The sequence below is a fragment of the Enterobacter sp. SCRI0065 genome, assembly GCF_059766475.1.
Genome location: NZ_JCBAJB010000001.1, coordinates 1,092,952 through 1,114,113 on the forward strand (window position 1 = coordinate 1,092,952; position 21,162 = coordinate 1,114,113).

A 21,162-nucleotide genomic window follows, 5' to 3' on the forward strand; every position below is an offset into this window, starting at 1 on the left:
AAACGTCGCCCCGGCTTCCCGGGGCGGCTTCTTAGCGCGTAACGCGCAGTCCGTTTTCAATCCCTCGGCTGAATACTACCTGCCAAAGCTGAATATCGCGGGCGCGGAAAGCACCAGCACAGGCGTTCAGATAATAACTAAACATTCTTTTAAAACGCTCAGAATAGTTGTCGGCAATCTCAGGCCAGGCAGTCTGAAAGCGAGCATGCCATGCCATCAGCGTCGTATCGTAATCTGCACCAAAGTTATGCCAGTCTTCCATCACGAAATGCGGCTCGCTGGCCTTCGCGATCTGGCGCACTGACGGTAAACAACCGTTCGGGAAGATGTATTTGTTGATCCACGGATCGACGGTATGGTCGGTTTTTTTGGAACCTATGGTGTGCAGCAGGAAAACCCCGTCGGGCTTGAGGTTGCGGTCTGCAACGTTGAAATAGGTATTGTAGTTTTTCGGCCCCACGTGCTCGAACATTCCGACCGATACAATACGATCGAACTGGTCATGCAGGTCGCGATAGTCTTGCAGAAGAATGGTCACATCCAGCCCTTCGCAGCGCTCTTGCGCCATCTTCTGTTGCTCGGCTGAAATCGTCACGCCCACCACGCCAACGCCGTAATTTTTAGCCATAAACCAGGCCAGCCCACCCCAACCGCAACCAATGTCCAGTACGCGCATACCGGGCTGCAATTGAAGCTTTTCGCAAATCAGACGCAGTTTGGCCTGCTGCGCCTCTTCAAGTGTGGAGGCCTCTTTCCAGTAGGCGCAGGAATATTGCATTAACGGGTCAAGCATGCGCGTGAAAAGATCGTTACCCAGGTCGTAATGTTCCTTGCCAACAATCCAGGCACGCTTTTTACTTTGCAGATTTAACAGGCGAGCGGAGGCGATACGCAGCGTATCTTTGAGATGCCGGGGCAGTTGATTTTCAAGCCCGGCGCGCAGAACGGTGTTGAAAAAAACATCCAACTGCTCGCATTCCCACCAGCCATCCATGTAGCTTTCTCCCAGCCCCAGGGAACCTTCCTGTAAAACGCGCTTAAAAAAATCGGGGTGTTTTACCTGGATATCCGAAGGGGCAGGACCGTTAATGGTGACGCCTGCTCGACTCAATAATTCACTGACGATTCGTGACCAATTATCGTCCCGAATGCTGACTTCTTCTATACACGATGAACTCATAGCTTCTCCATCACCTGATGTGATCAGAACCTTCAAACAGCGTAGCCGCTTTTTATGGTTTGTGAGAAATCTCACGGGATTACCCGCGAGGCTAGTATCCGACGTAGAACAGAGGAAGGGAGAAAACCCTTGCCGAAAATCCATCCATGGTAAAACGGGAGCACTCCGGCTCCCGTTAACACATAATATTTATCGTATTTATATGAACCGAATTTAGTATAAGCCTCAAAAATCTGTCATTCAACTGAAAATTGTTAGCATCCTAATCACCGGTTTTTCACATAATTGCGTGCGCCACTATGCCTGCGATGATTCTGGTTGTGTACCGTCATCACTTTGCTTTTTTACGGTGGATTGCAGGCGATAACCCAGCGCTGCCAGCGCCACGGTAACCAGCATCACGCTGGTGGTGGTCATCAGTGGAGTGGCAATGAGAGCCGAGACAATCAAACTTGCCAGGAAGCACAGGCCCAGTTGCAGGGTATTTTGCAGGGCGGCGGCTCTACCGGTTGCGTGCGGGAACGGACGTAAAGCCTGGGCAACCACGATAGGATAAATGGCACCGTTTGCGACGGCCATAATGCAGAAGGGAATAAGAATCTCTGCCAGGGCAACATGGGGAATAAAACCAACGGCAAAGGTCGCAACCACGCTCAATGCATAAAGTACCAGTAGCCACGGTAGCATTTGTTGTCCCTGCCATTTTTGCAGCGCCGCGCGACAGCCATAGCCACCCACCAAAAAAGCGATGGTTTGCGGAACGTAGCTCAGACCAATAACCGCAGGGCTGTAGCCCATATCGTGCAAGATAAACGGTGAACCGGTGAGCCAGGCAAAGAAGCTCGCTGAGCAGGCGGCATAAATCAGCACATTACCGCGATAGTCGCGTGAGCGCAGCAGCGACATAAAGGTGACGCGCGATTCCTCGGGGTCGGCGACTTTCGGCTGAGCCGGTTTTAGCGAGAACGCCGGAATCATCAAGATCAGGGTAATAATAAACAGCGTGGCGAAGATCGCCTGCCAGTCAAAGTGGACCAGGATCCAGCTGCCCAGCAGCGGCGCAAGGGCGGGTGAAAGGCCAACCAGCGGCATGATGGTGGCAAAGATTCGGTTCACGCGCGAAGCCGGATAGTAATCGGTTACCAGCGCCTGCCAGGTCACTGCGGCTGCGCATACGCCAAAGGCCTGAATGAAGCGCAGCACCAGCAGCCAGGTTGCGTCACGGACCCACAACATGCCTAAACTGCTCAGGGCAAAAATGGTCAGACCCAGCAGCAAAATTGGCTTTCGGCCATAGCGATCGGAGAGCGGCCCCCACAGAAGTTGGGCAAACGCAAAGCCTGCCAGGAACAAGCTCAGGCTGGCACTAATGGCAGCGGCAGGCGTCTGTAAATCTGCCTGCATCGCTGCGAAGGCGGGGAGGTACATATCGGTCGCTAAAAAGCCCAGCACGCTTAAGCCAGCGAGCCAGACCATAAATCCTTTTCCAGGTTGCATTATTTTTTTCCTAATCAGGGCAGGTGTTCTTTGGCGCAGAGTGTAGGGAGTGCAATCCCCCTTGTGAAACGCTAATATTTGTCTGGTGCATTCAAAATATTTGTAGGCAGAAAATGTGGTCTGAATATTCCCTTGAAGTGGTCGATGCCGTCGCGCGTAACGGCAGCTTTAGCAGTGCGGCGCAGGAGTTGCATCGCGTCCCGTCAGCGATCAGTTATACCGTGCGCCAGCTTGAGGAATGGCTGGCGGTGACACTGTTTGAACGACGTCATCGCGATGTCGTTCTGACGCCTGCCGGGGCATGGTTTTTAAAGGAAGGCCGATCTGTTATCAAAAAAATGATGATCACCCGTGAGCAGTGCCAGCAGATTGCCAACGGCTGGCGCGGGCATCTTTCTATTGCTGTGGATAATATTGTTAAGCCTGAACGTACCCGACAGATGATTGTCGATTTCTATCGGCATTTCTCAGACGTGGAGCTGCGTGTTTCCCAGGAAGTTTTTAACGGGGTGTGGGATGCGCTATCGGATGGGCGAGTCGAAATGGCCATCGGGGCGACCCAGGCCATCCCCGTCGGGGGACGTTATACGTTTCGCGATATGGGCACGTTGAGCTGGACCTGCGTAGTGGCGAGCCACCATCCTTTGGCCACGATGGCTGGGCCATTGAGCGACGATACGTTGCGCAACTGGCCTTCGCTGGTGCTTGAGGATACCTCCCGCTCACTGCCAAAGCGTATCACCTGGCTGCTGGACAATCAGCGACGCGTCGTTGCGCCTGACTGGGAGTCATCGGCAACCTGCCTCTCAGCGGGATTGTGCGTGGGTATGGTGCCTGTACATTTTGCCCAACCGCGAATAGACAACGGACAATGGGTGGCGTTGACGCTGGAGAACCCCTTCCCGGATGCGGCGTGTTGCCTGACCTGGCAGCAAAACGACATGTCGCCTGCGCTCGCCTGGCTGCTGGATTATCTGGGGGATAGTGAAACGCTAAACAAGGAATGGCTGCGGGAGCCGGAATAACCGGCCCCGCAGAAAAGATTAGCGGCGGTAGTCGCGGAATGGACCATCGGCGACCGAGCGGCGTTCAATCAGGCGCGGATGCACTTCGATGGACTGCGACTCTTCGCGTTTGCTGACGATTCTGTCCATCAACATATTGAACGCCGTTTCACCCAGCGAATCTTTTGGCTGATGAATGGTGGTCAACGCCGGGGTAAAGAAACGAGCGTTGCGCACGTTATCATACCCGATCACTGAAATATCCTGCGGCACACGCAGTCCCAGCTCGTCAGCGGCGCAAAGCGCACCCATCGCCATGATATCGCCGCCGCAGAATACGGCAGTAGGGCGATGCGGTTGGGAGACGATTTGCTGCATGGCGCGATAACCCGATTCTGGTTCAAAATCGCCCTGAACGATCCAGTTTTCTGGAACGGCGATCAATGCTTCTTCCATCGCCTTCATGAAGCCCGCCAGACGACCGGCACCGGTGTTGCGCTCAAGCGGACCCGGAATAACGCCGATTTCGCGATGGCCGCGTTCAATCAGGTAGCGACCCGCCATATATCCGCCTTCAAAAGCGTTGTCGTTGACGGAATCGGTGAAATCAGCGCGCGTATCACCCCAGTCCATGACGACCATCGGGATATGACGGTACTCTTCGAGCATCGAGAGTACGGATTCAGGATATTCGGAACACATAACCAGCAAACCGTCTACGCGTTTTTGCGCCATCATGGACAAGTAAGCCCGTTGTTTTTCCTGACTATTCCAGGCATTACCCAGAATCAAGGTATAGCCCTTCTGGAAGCAGTTTTTCTCTACTGCTTCGATTATCTCGGCAAAATAGGCCGCTTCGCTACTGGTCGCCAGCAAACCAATTGATTTGGTGTGGTTGACCTTAAGGCTGCGCGCCACGGCGCTAGGAGAGTAGTGCAGCTCTTTAATCGCTGCCCAAACGGCGTTGCGCGTCTCTTCTGCTACAAAACGAGTTTTGTTAATTACATGTGATACGGTTGTAGTGGAAACGTTTGCGCGTTTCGCTACATCTTTAATCGTTGCCATTAGCTGTCACTCCAGACCATATCCTAAGCTCCTGAAAAATTGAGAGGTAAACGTTTGCCTTCTCTCACCCTTATCTCGCAAAGTGAATTGCGATACGCCGGGAAAACGACACAGGACGTCAGGAGGGGGTCAGTGGCCGGTACGCTTATAAATTTAGCGTGGAATTTTGTCTTATCTTGATGAAAAGGGGAAGCGTAAAAACACTTATCAGTCTAAATCCAGGAAGATTTTTGGGATAAACTGTGTAAAAATGAGCAAGCTCACTTTTCATGTGGGGATTAAAAGGAGAAAAATTGATGAATACCGATCTTAAGTTTTCGCTAACCACCACTTTCATCGTGCTGGCTTTGATTGTTGCGGCAAGCTTTACGGCAATACTGCACTGATTCAAACGGGGGAGAGCGTTCTCCCTCGCTTTCTCCCCGCCATTGTTACTCCCTCTGCAATAATCTTTTGCTATTTTGTTAACTTCTTATTTTTTGTGATTGATGTCATGCTTTCGGCATATTTGTTCTGTGTCGCGTAAAGACACGGCATCCGGAGTTAATGAATGAAAATCAACTTTCCTCTGTTGTCCCTGGCGATTGGCGCTTTTGGCATCGGCACCACTGAATTTTCCCCTATGGGACTGCTGCCGGTAATTGCCAAAGGTGTGGATGTTTCTATTCCTGCCGCGGGTATGCTTATCAGCGCTTATGCCATTGGCGTAATGATTGGTGCGCCATTGATGACGCTGCTGCTTTCGCATCGTGGGCGTCGCAACGCGCTGATCTTCTTGATGGCTATTTTCACGCTGGGAAATGTGCTCTCTGCGCTCTCACCGGACTACACCACGCTGATGCTGTCGCGCATTTTGACCAGCCTGAACCATGGTGCATTCTTTGGTCTGGGTTCGGTCGTGGCCGCAAGCGTGGTGCCTAAACATAAGCAGGCCAGTGCGGTCGCAACCATGTTTATGGGCCTGACGATCGCGAATATTGGTGGCGTGCCGGCAGCAACATGGATGGGTGAGACCATTGGCTGGCGAATGTCTTTCATGGCGACAGCCCTGCTGGGCGTGGTGGCGATGGTGGCACTGTTCTTCTCTCTGCCTAAAGGAGGAGCCGGTGAGCGTCCTGACGTGCGTAAAGAGCTGTCGGTTTTGCTTCGTCCTCAGGTGTTGTCCGCGTTGCTGACCACGGTACTGGGTGCGGGCGCCATGTTCACTCTGTACACCTACATCTCGCCTGTTCTGCATGACATTACGCATGCGACGCCGGCCTTTGTCACGGGAATGCTGGTGCTGATTGGCGTCGGTTTTTCAATTGGCAACTATTTGGGTGGCAAGCTGGCAGACCGTTCTGTTAGCGGTACGCTGAAAGGTTTTCTGACCTTGCTTATCGTCATCATGATCGCCATTCCTTGGCTGGCGCGAAATGAGTTTGGTGCTGCGATTGCGATGGTCATATGGGGCGCTGCGACGTTTGCCGTTGTCCCGCCATTACAGATGCGCGTGATGCGCGTAGCACACGAAGCGCCGGGGCTTTCTTCCTCAGTCAATATTGGGGCGTTTAACCTGGGTAATGCTTTGGGTGCAGCGGCGGGTGGCGCCGTGATTTCTGGCGGGCTGGGGTATAGCTTTGTGCCGGTGATGGGGGCGATTATCGCCGCACTCGGTTTACTGTTGGTTGTACTGTCCGGTCGTAAACAGCCGGAACCAGCCTGTGCGACGGAGTGATTAAAAAACGCAGAAGGGTTAACCTTCTGCGTGTCTTTTTATGCCGCGAAGTTTTTCGCCACAAATTCCCAGTTTACCAGAGCCCAGAAGTGCTCAAGGTAGTTAGGGCGTGCGTTACGGTAGTCGATGTAATAAGCGTGTTCCCACACATCAACGGTCATCAGCGGTGTAGCAGTGGTGGTGAGCGGGGTGCCCGCGTTTGAAGTCGAAACGATAGCCAGTTTGCCATCAGCTTCTTTCACCAGCCACGTCCAGCCAGAACCAAAGTTCTTAATCGCCGCGTCGGTAAACTTCGCTTTAAAATCAGCAAAGCTGCCAAATGCTGCGTTAATGGCTGTCGCCAGTTCGCCAGTGGGTTCGCCACCGGCATTTGGTGCCAGGCAGTGCCAGTAAAACGTATGGTTCCACACCTGAGCGGCGTTATTAAAAATGCCCGCCTCTGAAGTACGTACGATCTCTTCCAGCGTTTTGCCCTGGAAATCGGTGTCTTTGATCAGGTTGTTTAGATTAGTGACATACGTCTGATGATGTTTGCCGTAATGGTATTCCAGGGTCTCCGCCGAAATGTGCGGGGCCAGGGCGTCTTTTGCATACGGTAATGCAGGTAATTCGAACGACATTGCTTCTCTCCTTATTATATTTGGCGCATTAATAACCATATAAAATGCAAGGGTAGAGTAGCAAATTGAAAGGGCATGCAAAAGAGGAACTTACCCTGCCGACAGTGCGGCAGGGCAGGGATTAGCGAATGGTTTTAGGGGTCATCACGCGGCGGGCACCAACGTAATGGCGAACCCAGTAATCTTCGCTGAGAGAGGTAATCTGGATATCTTGTCCACTACGCGGGGACTGGATGAATTTTCCGTTGCCGACATAAACGCCAACGTGATCGGCAGTGCCGCGACCCTGCGTACGGAAGAAGACCAGATCGCCGCTTTCCAGCTCACCACGGTTGACTGAGGCGGCATCGCGCAAGTGGTACATTTCATTTGCGGTGCGAGGGATTCGGAATTTAACCAGATCTTTATAAGCGTAATAAACCAGACCGCTGCAATCAAAGCCGGTACGCGGTGATGTGCCACCCCAATGGTAAGGCTTGCCAATTTGGCCCATCAGTTTATTCATCGCTGTTTTTTGCGCTTTCTGCACGCGGACTTTATGCACTTCGGAAAGCTTCGCCGTTTTGCTGACCTTGAGGCAGTTTGATTTATGGCCTTTACGAACGGTGCATTTTTCTTTCAGAGTGCTAGAGGCGGTGTGCGATGTTTTACGAGTGGTTTTTGTAGCAGGTTTGCTGGATTTTTTTGAGACGGTTTGCTGCTTGTGAGTCGGTGTTTTTTTCTTTTCTTTCTTGCTGGCGCTTTTTTTCTTAGGTTCTGTGGTTTTCGCCAGATGAGATTTTTGTACAGCCGAATGCCGCGCCTGTTCGGAGGCGCTAGCCAACGGCGTGAATGAGAGTGTTGTAAACAGTAAAGCACAGAGCGTGATCGAGAATTTATTTATCCGCGCCACTGGGCAGTCCCCTGGTTGAAGCAGGCCATCAATAATACCTGCGTGTGATTTACAAAGCCTGTCGATTCTAATCTATCTAACGGCGAGAAGTTAAGACTCTTTTTCAATCTAAAATGGGGTTTCGCGAGCAAGTGCAAATAATTTCACCAAACTGAAGCGCTTTTGCTCACACGATAAACAAAACCACGGACAAAACAGGGCTAAGCTACATTAGCAATGCAACTTATGCCGACACGCGATAAAATAATAAGACGTAACGAAAATGTTATTTTCCGATATCAGTCTGAACCGCTACAATGTCAGACGATTGCCGTAACAGAAGTATAAGGAAGCAAAACATGAGCACTACTATAGAAAAAATCCAGCAACAGGTCGCTGAAAACCCGATTCTCCTGTACATGAAAGGTTCCCCGAAGCTGCCAAGCTGTGGCTTCTCTGCACAAGCGGTTCAGGCTCTCTCCGCATGCGGTGAGCGTTTTGCTTACGTTGATATCCTGCAGAACCCAGATATTCGTGCTGAAATGCCAAAATACGCCAACTGGCCGACCTTCCCACAACTGTGGGTTGACGGTGAACTGGTTGGCGGTTGCGACATTCTGATTGAAATGTATCAGCGCGGTGAACTGCAGCAGTTGATCAAAGAAACCGCTGCAAAGTATAAATCTGAAGAGCCAGACGCTGAATAAGTGCTTTGCCTCAGACAAAAAAAGCGACCAGTATCTGGTCGCTTTTTTTATTCCTCGCTCTCGCCAATGGGCAGCGGCCAACCACCCAGTCGCTTCCAGCGGTTAACAATTTCACAGAATAATTCCGCGGTGCGTTCAGTATCGTACAGCGCCGAGTGGGCTTGCGTACCATCAAATTCTATACCGGCAGTGATGCAGGCTTTTGACAATACCGTTTGTCCCAGTGCCAGTCCGCTTAATGCCGCAGTATCAAAGGTGACGAAGGGGTGGAACGGATTGCGTTTCAGCGACGCGCGTTCTGACGCCGCCATCACAAAGCTGTGATCGAAGGTCGCATTATGGGCCACCATGATCGCGCGATTGCAATTGCTGTCCTTCATTCCTTTGCGCACCATTTTAAAGATGGCGTGCAGAGCGTCATATTCACTGACCGCGCCGCGCAGCGGGTTGTTCGGATCGATACCGTTAAAGGCAAGCGCTTCAGGTTGAAGATTGGCACCTTCAAAAGGGTCAACATGGAAATGCAGCGTGGTGTCCGGTGTAAGCCAGCCCTGTTCATCCATTTTCAGCGTGATGGCGGCAATCTCAAGCAGCGCATCGGTTTTAGCGTTAAATCCTGCCGTTTCAACATCAATAACAACAGGATAAAAACCACGAAAACGGTCGCACAGACCGGTAAGTTGAGCGTTATCGGACATCAGGGTCTCTTACAAGGGGAAAAAAAGCAGAGCGTATTATGGCAAATTTTGAGAGGGGATGCAGTAAAACAACGGGCGCATGACGCGCCCGGAGGGATTAATTGCCCAGACCGCGACCCGCGTCTTTGGCTTCGATCAGCTCGATTTTGTAGCCATCGGGATCTTCAACGAAGGCGATTACGGTGGAGCCGCCTTTAACCGGGCCGGCTTCGCGCGTGACGTTGCCGCCATTACTGCGAATGCGTTCGCACGCATCAGCGGCATTATCCACTTCGAGTGCGATATGGCCATACGCGGTACCCAGTTCGTAGCTATCAACATCCCAGTTGTAGGTCAGTTCGATAACCGCTTCCTGACTTTCCGGGCCGTAACCAACGAACGCCAGAGAATATTTGTATTCTGGATTTTCGCTGGTTCGCAGAAGCTGCATACCCAAAACGTTAGTGTAGAAATCGATAGAACGTTGCAGGTCGCCAACGCGCAGCATGGTGTGAAGTAGGCGCATAATTTCCTCTTAACCAACTCAATGGCTTATCTTTTTGAACAGAAACGATGTTTTAGTATAGCGGCGAATCATCGCCGCTATCAATGAGCAAAGAAGGGATTATAAGGAAGGGTAGTCTGTGTAACCTTCAGCGCCGCCGCCGTAGAAGCTTTCAGGACGCTGTGGATTCAGCACCGTTTTGCGTTCCAGACGAGCAACGAGATCTGGATTGGCAATGTAATCACGACCAAACGCAACCGCGTCGATCAAACCTTTGCTGATCAAGTCTTCTGCTTTCTCTGGGGTATAAGCACCCGCACCGATGATCACACCCTGGAAACGTGCACGTACTTTCTCACGGAACGCATCAGAATACGGCGCACCGCCCGCCCAGTCAGGTTCGGACATGTGCAGATAGGCAATGCCGCGCTTGGCCAGTTCTTCAATCAGATACAGTGCATCGGCTTCTTCGTTCGGGCCGTTATCAACGTTCTGGAAAGATCCGATCGGTGATACACGAATACCAATACGATCCGGGCTCCACTCCTGACAAACTGCATCAACCACTTCCAGTACCAGGCGTGCGCGGTTTTCTACGCTGCCGCCATACTGGTCTGTACGTTGGTTAGAGGACGGTGAGAGGAACTGGTGCAGCAGATAGCCATGGGCTGAGTGCAGCTCAACCAGGTCGAAGCCTGCTTCACGTGCATTGGCAACCGCCTGACGGAAATCGTTCACAATGCCAGGAATTTCGTTCAATTCCAACGCACGTGGTGTGGAAGTGTCCACGCGAATCGCGTGGCCATTCTCATCACGTAAAGAGGTGCGCGTTCCTGCATTCAGAGCGGATGCAGAAACAGGCGCTTCGCCGCCGGGCTGAATGCTGTGATGGGAGATACGACCGGTGTGCCACAGCTGTACCGCAATGCGGCCGTCTTCAGCATGTACACCGGCAGTGATTTTTTTCCACGCCGCGATTTGTTCCTGGCTGTGCAGACCCGGCGCGCCAGCGTAACCTTTTGCCTGGGCGGAAATCTGAGTAGCCTCAGAGATAATCAGGCCAGAGCTTGCGCGCTGACGATAGTATTCGCCCATTAACGGTGTTGGGATATCACCAGGCTCAATGCTGCGCAGACGGGTGAGGGGGGCCATCAATACGCGGTTGGGTGCAGTAACCGCACCGATTTTCAGTGGGGTAAATAATTGTTCTGCGGACATCGTGACTCCTGAGTAGACCGGTCGTCTAGTGATTAAATAAATAAAAACGCCTGTTAAACGCCAGGCGTCGTAATACTGTTCTTCACATGCGTCAGTGCGCTTTCAAGCGGTACCGCGCTGCGAGAGATTTTGGCTTGCAGATTGGCTCCTAACCAGAGCGCATAGAGAACCTGCGCCTGAGTGAGCGAATCGCCGTTGAAGGTCAGCGTGTGTTCAGCTCGGCCTTCATCCAGCGCCTGGGCCAGCAAGGCAATGACGCCACTCGCCCCCTTGTCCATCGCGGTGCGCATATCTTCAGACAAATCGCACACTTCGGCAGACAGTTTAACGGTCAGGCAACCGCTGATGATGCCCTGTTGGCAAAACTGTCTCAGCGTTTCCTGATAGTAATTGAGAACACGATCCCGGTAGCTTCCTTCGCCGCTGGCAAAGTGGATCGCGAGGCGCTGGTGGTAACTGGCATAGTGCCGCTCCAGCATTGCCACACCAAAGGCCTCTTTGGAGCGAAAGTAATGATAAAACGAACCCTTAGGGACCTCAGCGGTTTTTAATAGTTCGCTCAGGCCCATGCCGGTAAACCCGCGATGCATACAAAGATGCTCGCCGGTCGCCAGAAGATGTTCGCGTGTATCGTGTTCTGTGTTTCTGCTCATGTCGACACTCTAATAGACCAGTCGGTCTAATGCAAGCGTCATGATGAACGACATGTCGTTAATATATCCATCTCAGGTTGATAAACTGTTGATTTCACATTCATCATGCCCAGTACGGTGGAGTATAAATTATCCTGCGAGACCGCTGTTTTCGCCGCTTGATTTTGCAGGCACGACGCGTTGACGCGATAGTTTTTCACATAATCTGGGGATAGCCAGAACATAAACGGAATATGCGTCTGCTGTTCTGGTGCCAGCATATAAGGCGTCCCGTGCAAATAAAGTCCGTTCTCGCCCAGTGATTCACCGTGGTCGGAAAGATAGATAAGCGCGGTGTTCATGGTGGCCTCACGGGCCTTGAGCGCATCAATCGTTTTACTCACCACGCTATCCGTATAAAGAACGGTGTTGTCATAAGTGTTGATGAGCGCCTGATGGGTACAATCTTGAATCTGGTTGGTATCGCAAGTCGGGGTAAATTTACGATATTCCTGCGGATAGCGCTGATAATAGGCCGGCCCGTGGCTGCCCATCAGGTGAATAACCAGCACGGAATCTTGCTTTAGCCCATCCAGCACATTATCGAGACGATGGAGATTGACCTCATCAATACAAGACTTGTCTTTACAGTACTGGTTGAGGTTCCACTGCGTCATATCGGTGTGCGGGATACGATTGCAGGCTCCTTTACAGCCACCGTCATTTTCTCGCCACAAAAGGTTAACCCCAGCGTGCGCCAGCACATCAAGCAGACCTTCCTGATGGCGCGCGAGATCGGCATCGTATTTTTTACGCGGCATACCGGAGAACATGCAGGGAAGCGAAACGGCAGTTTCCGTGCCGCATGACGACGCCTGTGGAAAGTTAATCATGTCCTGTTTTTGCAACTGAGGATTCGTTTCGCGTGAATATCCGTTAAGCGAATAGTTAGCCGCTCGGGAGGCTTCGCCAACCACCAACACCAGAACGGTTTTCTTATTCTGGCCCAAAATAACCGGCCCCTTATGGGCATCTTCACCCATGCGAATCAGCGTTTGATCGCCTGCAAACCAGCGGGCTTTACTGTATTTCATAAGCGCGCTGACGTAGTTCGCAGGCGTTACCATTTTGACAATGCTTTTGTTATTACGAAACAGCGATGCGTAATCTTTATAGAAAACAGACGCGACCAGAATAATCACCAGTAACGCGCCCAGAATGGCGGCGAACCGCAGGAGAAGCGTGTGCCACCAGGTTCCGGAACGAACCCGAACCAGCAGCAGTACAATAGAGGGAATGATCCCCGCGATCGCAATCCACAGCAGCATTTGCGGGGTGACCAGCGCAGTGGCTTCCTGAGAATTGGTTTCGAAGACGTTAACCAGCATATTCTGATCGATAACCGCGCCATAGGTGTACATAAAGTATGTTGCACCGGCACATCCCATGGTTAACAGAATAAACAGTGGCTTTCGCAGCAGCGGGATATTGAGCAGGCTAAATATAATCACCCAGCCACAAAACAATACCAGTGGAACCGATGCCGCAAAAAGCAAGTCGTGAAAATGATTGGGTGAAATGATTGCCCAACTACGTTGAATAAACAGAGCGTTCAATACCGTGAAGAAGAGAGCACATCCCAGCGTAAAATAAATATCGTTACATTGTAACTTTTTAAAAGACCGCATCATCAAATAACCGTTAATTTTGGTAATGTGGCGAGTATAGGGAGTGAAGATTAGTGAAACCTTAATGACACATTTGTGTGCTATATCCCTTGCGCGCAGGGTGTTTAGCGTCTTCACTGTAGATGAGATTCGGTTTCTGGAGGTATATGTGGCAGAGCAACTGGAGTTTTTCCCCATCCAGAGCCCGTGCCGGGGTATTTGCCAGTCTGATGAGCGCGGTTTCTGTCGTGGCTGTTTCAGAAGCCGGGATGAGCGTTTTAACTGGCAAAATATGAGCGACACGCAAAAGCAGGATGTCATTCGCCTGTGTAAGCAGCGCTTATTGCGTAAATTACGCGCGAACAGAGCGGCTGAAACCGAAGAACCGCAGCAACCTTCACTGTTTTAGCGGTGCAAATGCGTATACTCATAACATCACTTCCTTGAGGAAATTGTTATGGTTCAGCGTATTGCCCTTGCGCCACAGGGCCCAGAGTTTTCACGTTTTGTTATGGGTTACTGGCGCTTAATGGACTGGAATATGTCCCCGCGCCAGCTGGTGAGTTTTATTGAGGAACATCTGGATCTCGGTATCACCACGGTCGACCATGCCGATATCTACGGCGGTTACCTTTGCGAAGCCGCGTTCGGTGAGGCGATGAAGCTTGCTCCCGCGCTGCGCGAGCGCCTGGAGATCGTCACCAAGTGCGGAATTGCCACCACGGCCAATCCAGAACATGCCCTCGGACATTACATTACCGACAGCAGCCACATCATCAAAAGTGCTGAGCAGTCGCTGGTCAATCTTGCCACCGATCGTCTTGACCTGCTTTTGATCCATCGACCCGATCCGCTGATGGATGCCGACGATGTTGCCGAAGCGTTCTTAAGCCTGCATCAGAGCGGAAAAGTGCGCCACTTTGGTGTTTCTAACTTTACGCCGGCGCAGTTTGCGCTATTACAGTCCCGCCTGCCGTTTACCCTGGCAACCAATCAGGTTGAGATCTCGCCTGTTCATCAACCGCTACTGCTTGATGGTACGCTCGATCAGCTGCAGCAGTTGCGCATTCGCCCTATGGCATGGTCTTGCCTCGGCGGTGGTCGTCTGTTCAATGATGATGCTTTCCAGCCATTACGTGATGAACTGCAAACCGTGGCACGAGAGCTTAATGCCGAGAGCATTGAGCAGGTGGTGTACGCGTGGATAATGCGGTTGCCGTCAAAACCGCTGCCCATTATTGGCTCCGGGAAAATCGAGCGCGTTCGGTCTGCGATTGCCGCAGAAGAATTGCAGATGACCCGCCAGCAATGGTTCCGTATTCGTAAAGCCGCACTGGGTTACGACGTGCCATAATCGCGCTTTCAGCTGACTTTCCGGTGAAATCTCTGTCCCTGGTATAAACTTAATGGGCAAAAAATAACCAGCGGAGGTCAAATGAAGCGTTTTGCTCTGGCAATAGTCACGCTGGTTGTTTGCGCAGGTGCGCAGGCAGCCAGCGACGAAGTAGAAATGAACCTCGTCACCTCTCAGGGGATAGGTCAGTCCATCGGGACCGTGAGCATCACTGAAACCGATAAAGGACTGGAATTTACTCCTCATCTCAAAGCTCTTCCTCCCGGCGAACATGGTTTTCATGTCCACGCAAAGGGTAGCTGTCAGCCTGCGTTGAAAGAGGGCAAAGCATCGGCAGCTGAAGCTGCGGGCGGCCATTTAGACCCGCATAAAACCGGTAAGCATGAAGGCCCGGAAGGTATGGGTCATACCGGTGATCTTCCCGTGCTGGTGGTTAATAACGATGGCAAAGCCACGGAACCTGTCGTCGCGCCGCGTCTGAAAAAGTTGGCAGAAGTGAAAGGCAAAGCGCTGATGGTCCATGTCGGAGGCGATAATTTGTCCGACCAGCCTAAACCACTGGGTGGCGGAGGCGCGCGTTATGCGTGTGGCGTTATCTGATCGGTAATCGTACCCGGCGGTGGCGCTTGTTCTAGCTGAGAGAGCGAACAGTGCAAGCGCCAGATAATCGAGGCTAAATCGCGCGCGGCCGGGAGGTGATGGCGCGCGAGGGTATCGCAAATCCGCTGGAGTTCATTCAGCGTGACCTCAAGCGAACGCTGCTGAACGCCGCGTTCGCTCATCACATTTCTCAGTAACGCAATACACACATCACGCACCTGCGAAAGCGGATCTGAACGCGTTTGCCATACGCGAAGCTGCCAGACAACATGCGAGCAATTCAGCAACACAACCCCCCAGCGCAGCAGCCAGCGGCGAGAAAGCGAGTCCTGACTGTTGTTCAACTGGCTGACATGGTGATAAACCAGCGATTCGTATTCATCTTCTCGCAGGTGAGGCTTTCGACTGAGCTGATCGACAAATCCCCGGCGCAGTTCGCGTATATGACGACGGCTTTTTCGCGCGTCGGAGCCTGGGCGAAGCACGGCAAAGGCTAACCAGGCCAGCCCCACACCCACTATTTTCGCCAGATTGTCGTTCAGGAAATCAGCAAAGTCGTACACGGGCGGGTTTGTCACGGAGATAAACGAACCCATAAAGACTATCAGCTGTCCCCATAATCCAGCCAGCTTCGGCATCTGTAACTTCAGCAACTGCATGGTGGTGAGCAGCGGGAAAAGGAATAGCAGAAACTGCCAAAGATCGGTTATCTGCACCATCAGCCCGAATTTCACCACAAAACTAAACAGTGAAAGCAGAATCAGCGTGCGAAGCAATAATGTCAGGGAGTGATAAGGTGACGCGACGACGGAATAGAGTACGCAACTGATGGCTGCCAGCGTTAATGCTGCTGAGCCCGACTCCCACTGCGTGGTAATACTCCATGCGCCAACCAGCATCAGCGCGCAGAAAGTGCGAAAACCACTCCATACGGCTTCAAGATTATCGGTATGTCTTGCCAGCGCCGGGCTATGCGGAACGGTAAATTCAGTAATGGGCGTGGCATTCTCAACCGCTCTTATCCAGCGACTGCTGCGAAGATATAAACGGCAAAAATACTGCAGGCGTAGCCAGAAGGCGCGGTGGCGATAGTCAAATTCATCTTCAGGAGCCAGCGGGGCGATGATGCGGGCTACCGTGTAGAGATCGGTCTGAGGGCGCGCCAACGCAGCGAGCAGATTTTCGATTACCGTTCGGGTATGTTCCGGCGGGTTTGGCCAGTTAAGCAGCATCCTGCGCAGGCTTGAGATAGCACTGGTCATCCTCAGTTGCTGATGAAGCAGATAATTCAGCAGGTTGTTTTGACGACGAAAACGATAGTGGCTCCAGAAAGCCTGAATACGCAGCAGGTTCATCGTTAAAATTTGCCCGATGACTTTTTCGTGAGCCAGACGAATGGCGTCGTTCGTATCCGGCTGCCAGAGCAGGCTGGCGTGTTCCAGCAGGCGCGTATGCATGGTTTTTAAGGCCGAGATGAGCGTGGTGCCATCTGAGGTGCTCGGCAAAATCATCATCATCACGCCGCCGCAGAGGATACCGATAATCACTTCGCATACCCGCGCCTGAGCAATATCCCAAAGCTCGGTAGTATCGAGGATGTTGACGACCGGGAAGGCAATGATCGCAGCGGTATAGCCCGCGAGCTGAAAGGCGTAAGCCACATTATTGGTGAAATGCGCGCAGGCCCAGGTACAAAACCCGAGCCACGCGGCCATGCTAAGTAAAAACAGCCAGGGATCGTTAAGCGTATGCCCGGCAATCATTAATGCCGCCGTCGCCCCAAGAAGGCTCCCTGCTATACGTCCCAGACTTTTACTGATAACGCCGCCAACGGTCGGGAAACTCACCACCGCGGCCGACGTCATGGCCCAGTAAGGCTCATCCAGATTCAGATAATAAGCCACCGTAAGGGCAAGGCACATTGCGATGCCGTTGCGCAGGGCATAACGCCACTGCGCTCGCGTCGCTTTGAACCAGGGCACATTGCGCCAGGAGACAGCAGGCAAATTCATCAGCGCGGTCCGATTGAGACGGTGCAGGTCGTGCCAGAGACGAGGGTAATATTGTCAGGCAGGTTGTCAAACTCGACCCGAACCGGGACCCGTTGCGCCAGGCGTACCCACGGGACGTTAGGCTTTATATCCGGTACCAGTCCTGAATCCGTTTCAACGCTTTGGTCGTAAATAGCGCGTCCAATACTGGATACGTGACCCTGTAACCTTTTAGAACCACTGTAGAGCGTGATTTGCGCAGGAGCGCCCACCTGAATATGACGCAGTTTGGTCTCTTCGAAATAGCCGACAACGTAGAAAGAGTGGCTATCCACCAGGGCGAAAATGGGTTGTCCAGTGGTGGCGTAATTTCCCGTTCGGGTCGAAAGATTGGTCACCCAACCGTCAACCGGGGCTTTGACCACGGTTTGCGTCAACTGCCACTGAGCCTGCTTGAGCGTGGCTTCTGCCACCTCGACGCCTGCCTGCATAGCCTTCACATTAATATTGGCGGTATCCAAATCTTCCGCAGAAATGTAGTTTTGAGAAAGATGGCGGCGGCGGTTTGCTTCGTTATTCGCTTTTGCCAGATCCGACTGCGCTTTCGCAAGCTGAGCCTGGGCATTGAGTAAGGCGATATGAAAAGGCGTATCGTCAATGCGAAATAAAACATCACCTTCTTTAACGAACTGATTATCTTTAATAAGAAGGGCGGTGATGCTACCGGAGACTTGCGGCGTGATGCTGACCTGTTCAGCGCGAATTTTACCGTCGCGCGTCCAGGGGGATTGCATGTAAAAATTCCACAGCCACCAGCCGGCAATCAGCGCCAGTGCAAACACGACGAGTGTAGAAAAGTATTTAATCGTTTTAAGCGACATATTCACCACGCGATCAGTAAAACCAGGCCAAGGCACACGGAAAGAGTAAACAAAGAAAGATCCATCAGCATCGGATGCCAGACCTCGCCGGAATACATCCAGTCGCGGAGCAAGCGATGCGCGACGAGCCAGATCAGAAAGCCCAGCATGACCGCCTTGAACAGGGGAGGAAAATAGACTGATGCACCGACAATCAGGTCCTGAAGGGGAAACCCCGTGGCGCTATTCGGAAACTTCACGAGCAGAGATCCTTTGCAGTGGAGAGTGGGTCACGATGGCTTGCCTTAACACGATGAAGTGTCTGGATTAAGTGTAAATCAAAGTTTGAATACCAGTGAATGCAGTATTGCATTTGTTTTGACATTATAAATACTGCACACTAGTCTAAAATCAGCATAATAACTTAGCAAGCTAATTATAAGGAGATGAAATTGGAATCGCCACTAGGTTCTGATCTGGCAAGGTTGGTACGCGTCTGGCGTGCTCTGATTGACCATCGCCTGAAACCTCTGGAATTGACGCAGACGCATTGGGTTACGCTGCATAACATCCATCAGCTACCGCCCGACCAGTCGCAGATTCAACTGGCAAAAGCGATCGGTATTGAGCAGCCCTCTCTGGTGCGCACGCTCGATCAGTTAGAAGAGAAGGGGCTCATATCCCGTCAAACCTGCGCCAGCGATCGCCGCGCAAAACGTATCAAGCTCACGGAGAAGGCAGCACCCATCATTACCGAGATGGAAGCCGTTATCAGCAAGACGCGAGGAGAGATCCTGTCTGGCATTTCCCCTGCGGAGCTCGAGCAGCTTATTGGCATGATAGCTCGTCTTGAGCATAATATCAGTGAGTTACAGTCGCGCGACTAACGCCATAAACAAGCCTTGCACCCGCAAGGCTTTTTTTACTGATAGATAACGACGCGATTTCGTCCCGTCTCTTTTGCCTGATACATCGCTTTGTCCGCACGTTCAACACACTCTTCTGCGCTTACGTCTGACGACATGGCGGTAAACACGCCCATGCTGATGGTGATGGGTTCCGGTAACTGTCCGTCGGTAGTGTCACGATTAAATTCACTCAGACTAACCCGAATACGCTCGGCCACCTGTCCTGCGGCTTCAGATGGGGTGTTCACAAGCAGTAAGACAAATTCCTCACCGCCAATGCGCGCGGCGATATCCTGCGGGCGAACTGAATCCATCAGTAGATTGGCAACAAATTGCAGTACTTTATCGCCCTGAAGATGCCCGTAGTTATCGTTAATTCGCTTGAAGTAGTCGAGATCGCTAACAATCACCGAAACGGGTTTATTCGCGGACGTCGTGCTTAACACATGGTTAAGTGTCTCGTAAAAATAGCTGCGATTGTAAAGGCGCGTTAGCGCGTCACGAATCGAATTTTGATAAGACTGCTGGTATTTCTGGTGAGATTCGCGATACAGGCTAAAAACGTCGTAAAGTAAGGTGAGGATGAGCAGTAGCGTGGACAGAGTTTCAAATAGACGAGAGCTGTACCATGCAAATCCTTCAACAGAATCGGAAGACAAAAGCGTCACTAAAGTAATGATATAGCAGACGCACAAGAAACTTCCGCTTACCCAAAAAAGGTTACGCAGACGCGTAATGACCAGCAGCGTTATTAATGTCATCACCCACAGGATAATCAGAATAATATTGATTACCTGGCTCCACAGCACCATAAATTGTCTGGATTCATTATCGACAAGATCAAGCGTCAGCAGCATGCTGTGACTTGAGTAGAGCCATGCGAGAACGATCATAACGAGCGTGAATATAAATAATCCGCCAATGATAAGGTTTTGTGTCATTCGGCTTAATGGGTGATGACGAACCGTATATAACACCGCTGCAAGCGTTATCAATAATGCAATCATGATGTTGCGCATCATGTAAAAAATCATTGCATCGTTGTATTTAATGACGTTAATACCATCTAATGTAAGCCACGCCGGGAAGCAGTTGAGCGTGCCGACCATCAGGACCGTAGAGCCTACAAAGGCAAACGCAATAGCCAGCAAATACAACCGCCTTCTGTCACACCAGTATTTCATTGCCATAAAGCAGGCAATAAATAGCTGAAATACGAGTAAAAAAGTGGTGAGCGTTGGGAATAATATTGGCGAGAAGGCAGGCGCAAACACCACTATTTTTGTCAATAGCGTGTGTGAAAACCAGTAGAAAATCAAGCAGGTCAGGCAAAAGTAAAGATACCGGTTAACCAGGGGGCGACGCATCAAAATCATAAGTGTTTTTAATAATTAATCAGTTATTAAAAAGGAAAGGGTGATTACGTAGAATACAGGCTTTGCGAATAAAATACTTTGCGCGGGAACAAACTTAAATATTATTAATGATTGGCGTGATGAATGCGAAATGAAAAAACAATCACAAAACTTATAATTAAATGAAGTAATGTGGCCCCTACAAGAGGGGCCACATTATTAAGAATATTAACGAGGTGAAACAGTTACCTGGCTACCGTTGCTTGCCAGCACAACACGCTGACCGGCTGAGAAGCGGGTGCTACCCTGTTTCTGAACAACCATGATGGTGTTGCCGTCGTCTTTACGAATCTCAAGCTCCACGCCCTGGGTTTTGTTCACGGCACCCTGAACACCCTGACCGGCAACGCCACCGGCTACAGCGCCTGCTGCGGTTGCCAGAGAACGACCGGAGCCACCGCCAACGGTGTTACCCAGGAAGCCGCCCAGTACTGCACCGCCAATTGCGCCGATCACGTTGTTGTCATCACCACCCTGGATTTGAACCGGGCGGGCGTTAACAATGGTACCGTAAGTGACGTTTTGAACTTGTTTGGCTTCAGAAGCCGTATAAACGTCGCCGGAAAGTGAGTCGTTATTTACACAGCCAGCCAGCGTCAATCCAATCAGCGAAACGCCCAGTACACGTAAAATCATTTGAATCTCCTGTTTACGCAAAACGCTCAATCTGAGCA

23 protein-coding genes are annotated in these 21,162 nt (G+C 51.5%); 8 read left to right on the forward strand and 15 right to left on the reverse strand.

The features are described from left to right. Positions 1 to 31: 31 nt before the first annotated feature. Both cfa and punC read right to left on the reverse strand, forming a co-directional pair. Positions 32 to 1,180: a cyclopropane fatty acyl phospholipid synthase gene (gene cfa / locus AC6EMZ_RS05345; RefSeq protein WP_498401361.1), complete on the reverse strand. Its 1,149-nt coding sequence runs from the start codon at positions 1,178 to 1,180 to the stop codon at positions 32 to 34. Positions 1,181 to 1,477: 297 nt separating this feature from the next. After that, on the reverse strand, positions 1,478 to 2,677 hold the full coding sequence (gene punC, locus AC6EMZ_RS05350) for a purine nucleoside transporter PunC (protein ID WP_498401362.1): 1,200 nt from the start codon (positions 2,675 to 2,677) through the stop codon (positions 1,478 to 1,480). A 113-nt stretch (positions 2,678 to 2,790) separates the two neighbouring features. On the opposite strand from punC, the gene punR reads away from it, so the two are divergent. Next, positions 2,791 to 3,702: a DNA-binding transcriptional activator PunR gene (punR, locus tag AC6EMZ_RS05355; protein ID WP_498401363.1), complete on the forward strand. Its 912-nt coding sequence runs from the start codon at positions 2,791 to 2,793 to the stop codon at positions 3,700 to 3,702. An 18-nt stretch (positions 3,703 to 3,720) separates the two neighbouring features. On the opposite strand, the gene purR is transcribed toward punR, so the two are convergent. Then, on the reverse strand, positions 3,721 to 4,746 hold the full coding sequence (purR, locus tag AC6EMZ_RS05360; RefSeq protein ID WP_498401364.1) for an HTH-type transcriptional repressor PurR: 1,026 nt from the start codon (positions 4,744 to 4,746) through the stop codon (positions 3,721 to 3,723). 296 nt (positions 4,747 to 5,042) lie between these two features. Here purR and cydH point away from each other — a divergent pair, with 296 nt between their 5' ends. After that, on the forward strand, positions 5,043 to 5,132 hold the full coding sequence (gene cydH, locus AC6EMZ_RS05365; RefSeq protein WP_498401365.1) for a cytochrome bd-I oxidase subunit CydH: 90 nt from the start codon (positions 5,043 to 5,045) through the stop codon (positions 5,130 to 5,132). A gap of 164 nt (positions 5,133 to 5,296) precedes the next feature. Beyond that, complete coding sequence (locus tag AC6EMZ_RS05370; RefSeq protein ID WP_498401366.1) at positions 5,297 to 6,463, forward strand: MFS transporter; 1,167 nt, start codon at positions 5,297 to 5,299, stop codon at positions 6,461 to 6,463. Positions 6,464 to 6,501: 38 nt separating this feature from the next. Here AC6EMZ_RS05370 and sodB read toward each other — a convergent pair whose 3' ends face one another. Next, positions 6,502 to 7,083 (reverse strand): superoxide dismutase [Fe], encoded by a 582-nt coding sequence (sodB, locus tag AC6EMZ_RS05375; protein ID WP_498401368.1) that lies wholly within the window; start codon positions 7,081 to 7,083, stop codon positions 6,502 to 6,504. Between the two features lie 121 nt (positions 7,084 to 7,204). Continuing rightward, positions 7,205 to 7,975 (reverse strand): C40 family peptidase, encoded by a 771-nt coding sequence (locus AC6EMZ_RS05380; protein WP_498401369.1) that lies wholly within the window; start codon positions 7,973 to 7,975, stop codon positions 7,205 to 7,207. A 338-nt stretch (positions 7,976 to 8,313) separates the two neighbouring features. Between AC6EMZ_RS05380 and grxD the strand changes: the two genes are divergently transcribed. Then, complete coding sequence (gene grxD, locus AC6EMZ_RS05385) at positions 8,314 to 8,661, forward strand: monothiol glutaredoxin 4 (RefSeq protein ID WP_498401370.1); 348 nt, start codon at positions 8,314 to 8,316, stop codon at positions 8,659 to 8,661. A 47-nt stretch (positions 8,662 to 8,708) separates the two neighbouring features. On the opposite strand, the gene rnt is transcribed toward grxD, so the two are convergent. The 5 genes from rnt to eptA form a co-directional block, all read right to left on the reverse strand. Then, positions 8,709 to 9,359 (reverse strand): ribonuclease T, encoded by a 651-nt coding sequence (gene rnt / locus AC6EMZ_RS05390; protein WP_498401371.1) that lies wholly within the window; start codon positions 9,357 to 9,359, stop codon positions 8,709 to 8,711. A 97-nt stretch (positions 9,360 to 9,456) separates the two neighbouring features. Further along, a complete protein-coding gene (gene gloA / locus AC6EMZ_RS05395) occupies positions 9,457 to 9,864 on the reverse strand; it encodes a lactoylglutathione lyase (RefSeq protein WP_498401372.1) in 408 nt (135 codons plus the stop codon). A gap of 99 nt (positions 9,865 to 9,963) precedes the next feature. Then, the gene (locus AC6EMZ_RS05400; RefSeq protein ID WP_498401373.1) at positions 9,964 to 11,061 is read right to left on the reverse strand and encodes an alkene reductase; all 1,098 of its coding nucleotides are present in this window, start codon (positions 11,059 to 11,061) and stop codon (positions 9,964 to 9,966) included. A gap of 53 nt (positions 11,062 to 11,114) precedes the next feature. Further along, positions 11,115 to 11,714: a TetR/AcrR family transcriptional regulator gene (locus AC6EMZ_RS05405; RefSeq protein WP_498401374.1), complete on the reverse strand. Its 600-nt coding sequence runs from the start codon at positions 11,712 to 11,714 to the stop codon at positions 11,115 to 11,117. Between the two features lie 38 nt (positions 11,715 to 11,752). Then, positions 11,753 to 13,384: a phosphoethanolamine transferase EptA gene (gene eptA, locus AC6EMZ_RS05410; protein ID WP_498401376.1), complete on the reverse strand. Its 1,632-nt coding sequence runs from the start codon at positions 13,382 to 13,384 to the stop codon at positions 11,753 to 11,755. A 145-nt stretch (positions 13,385 to 13,529) separates the two neighbouring features. Between eptA and AC6EMZ_RS05415 the strand changes: the two genes are divergently transcribed. From AC6EMZ_RS05415 to sodC, 3 genes are all read left to right on the forward strand, one after another. Continuing rightward, positions 13,530 to 13,769, forward strand: a complete 240-nt coding sequence (locus AC6EMZ_RS05415; protein ID WP_498401377.1) for a DUF1289 domain-containing protein — start codon at positions 13,530 to 13,532, stop codon at positions 13,767 to 13,769. Positions 13,770 to 13,817: 48 nt separating this feature from the next. Beyond that, positions 13,818 to 14,714, forward strand: a complete 897-nt coding sequence (locus tag AC6EMZ_RS05420; RefSeq protein ID WP_498401378.1) for an aldo/keto reductase — start codon at positions 13,818 to 13,820, stop codon at positions 14,712 to 14,714. A gap of 81 nt (positions 14,715 to 14,795) precedes the next feature. Then, positions 14,796 to 15,314: a superoxide dismutase [Cu-Zn] SodC gene (sodC, locus tag AC6EMZ_RS05425; RefSeq protein ID WP_498401379.1), complete on the forward strand. Its 519-nt coding sequence runs from the start codon at positions 14,796 to 14,798 to the stop codon at positions 15,312 to 15,314. Here the strand turns inward: sodC and AC6EMZ_RS05430 are convergent. Genes AC6EMZ_RS05430 through AC6EMZ_RS05440 form a run of 3 tightly spaced genes read right to left on the reverse strand, consistent with a single transcriptional unit; the run spans position 15,293 to position 18,425 of the window. Then, entirely contained in the window at positions 15,293 to 17,326 is a 2,034-nt protein-coding gene (locus AC6EMZ_RS05430) for an FUSC family protein (protein WP_498401380.1), read from the reverse strand. The genes sodC and AC6EMZ_RS05430 overlap by 22 nt on opposite strands. After that, positions 17,326 to 18,186 carry an efflux RND transporter periplasmic adaptor subunit gene (locus AC6EMZ_RS05435; RefSeq protein WP_498401381.1) on the reverse strand — a complete coding sequence of 287 codons (861 nt, stop codon included), beginning with the start codon at positions 18,184 to 18,186 and terminating at the stop codon, positions 17,326 to 17,328. Before AC6EMZ_RS05435 ends, AC6EMZ_RS05430 begins: the two co-directional genes overlap by 1 nt. Before the next feature lie 2 nt (positions 18,187 to 18,188). After that, on the reverse strand, positions 18,189 to 18,425 hold the full coding sequence (locus AC6EMZ_RS05440; RefSeq protein ID WP_498401382.1) for a DUF1656 domain-containing protein: 237 nt from the start codon (positions 18,423 to 18,425) through the stop codon (positions 18,189 to 18,191). Positions 18,426 to 18,611: 186 nt separating this feature from the next. On the opposite strand from AC6EMZ_RS05440, the gene slyA reads away from it, so the two are divergent. Beyond that, on the forward strand, positions 18,612 to 19,052 hold the full coding sequence (gene slyA, locus AC6EMZ_RS05445; protein WP_498401383.1) for a transcriptional regulator SlyA: 441 nt from the start codon (positions 18,612 to 18,614) through the stop codon (positions 19,050 to 19,052). Between the two features lie 35 nt (positions 19,053 to 19,087). Here slyA and AC6EMZ_RS05450 read toward each other — a convergent pair whose 3' ends face one another. Together AC6EMZ_RS05450 and slyB are read right to left on the reverse strand one after the other, a co-directional pair. Then, a complete protein-coding gene (locus AC6EMZ_RS05450; RefSeq protein WP_498401384.1) occupies positions 19,088 to 20,449 on the reverse strand; it encodes an MASE4 domain-containing protein in 1,362 nt (453 codons plus the stop codon). A gap of 207 nt (positions 20,450 to 20,656) precedes the next feature. Next, entirely contained in the window at positions 20,657 to 21,124 is a 468-nt protein-coding gene (gene slyB, locus AC6EMZ_RS05455) for an outer membrane lipoprotein SlyB (RefSeq protein WP_498401385.1), read from the reverse strand. Positions 21,125 to 21,162 lie beyond the last annotated feature (38 nt).

What these genes read in the sequence shown, in the direction of transcription:
- sodB (WP_498401368.1), bottom strand. Translation starts at nt 7,083, where the DNA reads ATGTCGTTCGAATTACCTGCATTACCGTATGCAAAAGACGCCCTGGCC.
- eptA (WP_498401376.1), bottom strand. Translation starts at nt 13,384, where the DNA reads ATGATGCGGTCTTTTAAAAAGTTACAATGTAACGATATTTATTTTACG.
- cydH (WP_498401365.1), top strand. Translation starts at nt 5,043, where the DNA reads ATGAATACCGATCTTAAGTTTTCGCTAACCACCACTTTCATCGTGCTG.
- slyA (WP_498401383.1), top strand. Translation starts at nt 18,612, where the DNA reads ATGAAATTGGAATCGCCACTAGGTTCTGATCTGGCAAGGTTGGTACGC.
- punC (WP_498401362.1), bottom strand. Translation starts at nt 2,677, where the DNA reads ATGCAACCTGGAAAAGGATTTATGGTCTGGCTCGCTGGCTTAAGCGTG.
- grxD (WP_498401370.1), top strand. Translation starts at nt 8,314, where the DNA reads ATGAGCACTACTATAGAAAAAATCCAGCAACAGGTCGCTGAAAACCCG.
- sodC (WP_498401379.1), top strand. Translation starts at nt 14,796, where the DNA reads ATGAAGCGTTTTGCTCTGGCAATAGTCACGCTGGTTGTTTGCGCAGGT.
- punR (WP_498401363.1), top strand. Translation starts at nt 2,791, where the DNA reads ATGTGGTCTGAATATTCCCTTGAAGTGGTCGATGCCGTCGCGCGTAAC.
- cfa (WP_498401361.1), bottom strand. Translation starts at nt 1,180, where the DNA reads ATGAGTTCATCGTGTATAGAAGAAGTCAGCATTCGGGACGATAATTGG.
- purR (WP_498401364.1), bottom strand. Translation starts at nt 4,746, where the DNA reads ATGGCAACGATTAAAGATGTAGCGAAACGCGCAAACGTTTCCACTACA.
- AC6EMZ_RS05370 (WP_498401366.1), top strand. Translation starts at nt 5,297, where the DNA reads ATGAAAATCAACTTTCCTCTGTTGTCCCTGGCGATTGGCGCTTTTGGC.
- AC6EMZ_RS05430 (WP_498401380.1), bottom strand. Translation starts at nt 17,326, where the DNA reads ATGAATTTGCCTGCTGTCTCCTGGCGCAATGTGCCCTGGTTCAAAGCG.
- AC6EMZ_RS05435 (WP_498401381.1), bottom strand. Translation starts at nt 18,186, where the DNA reads ATGTCGCTTAAAACGATTAAATACTTTTCTACACTCGTCGTGTTTGCA.
- AC6EMZ_RS05450 (WP_498401384.1), bottom strand. Translation starts at nt 20,449, where the DNA reads ATGATTTTGATGCGTCGCCCCCTGGTTAACCGGTATCTTTACTTTTGC.
- AC6EMZ_RS05420 (WP_498401378.1), top strand. Translation starts at nt 13,818, where the DNA reads ATGGTTCAGCGTATTGCCCTTGCGCCACAGGGCCCAGAGTTTTCACGT.
- gloA (WP_498401372.1), bottom strand. Translation starts at nt 9,864, where the DNA reads ATGCGCCTACTTCACACCATGCTGCGCGTTGGCGACCTGCAACGTTCT.
- AC6EMZ_RS05400 (WP_498401373.1), bottom strand. Translation starts at nt 11,061, where the DNA reads ATGTCCGCAGAACAATTATTTACCCCACTGAAAATCGGTGCGGTTACT.
- AC6EMZ_RS05405 (WP_498401374.1), bottom strand. Translation starts at nt 11,714, where the DNA reads ATGAGCAGAAACACAGAACACGATACACGCGAACATCTTCTGGCGACC.
- slyB (WP_498401385.1), bottom strand. Translation starts at nt 21,124, where the DNA reads ATGATTTTACGTGTACTGGGCGTTTCGCTGATTGGATTGACGCTGGCT.
- rnt (WP_498401371.1), bottom strand. Translation starts at nt 9,359, where the DNA reads ATGTCCGATAACGCTCAACTTACCGGTCTGTGCGACCGTTTTCGTGGT.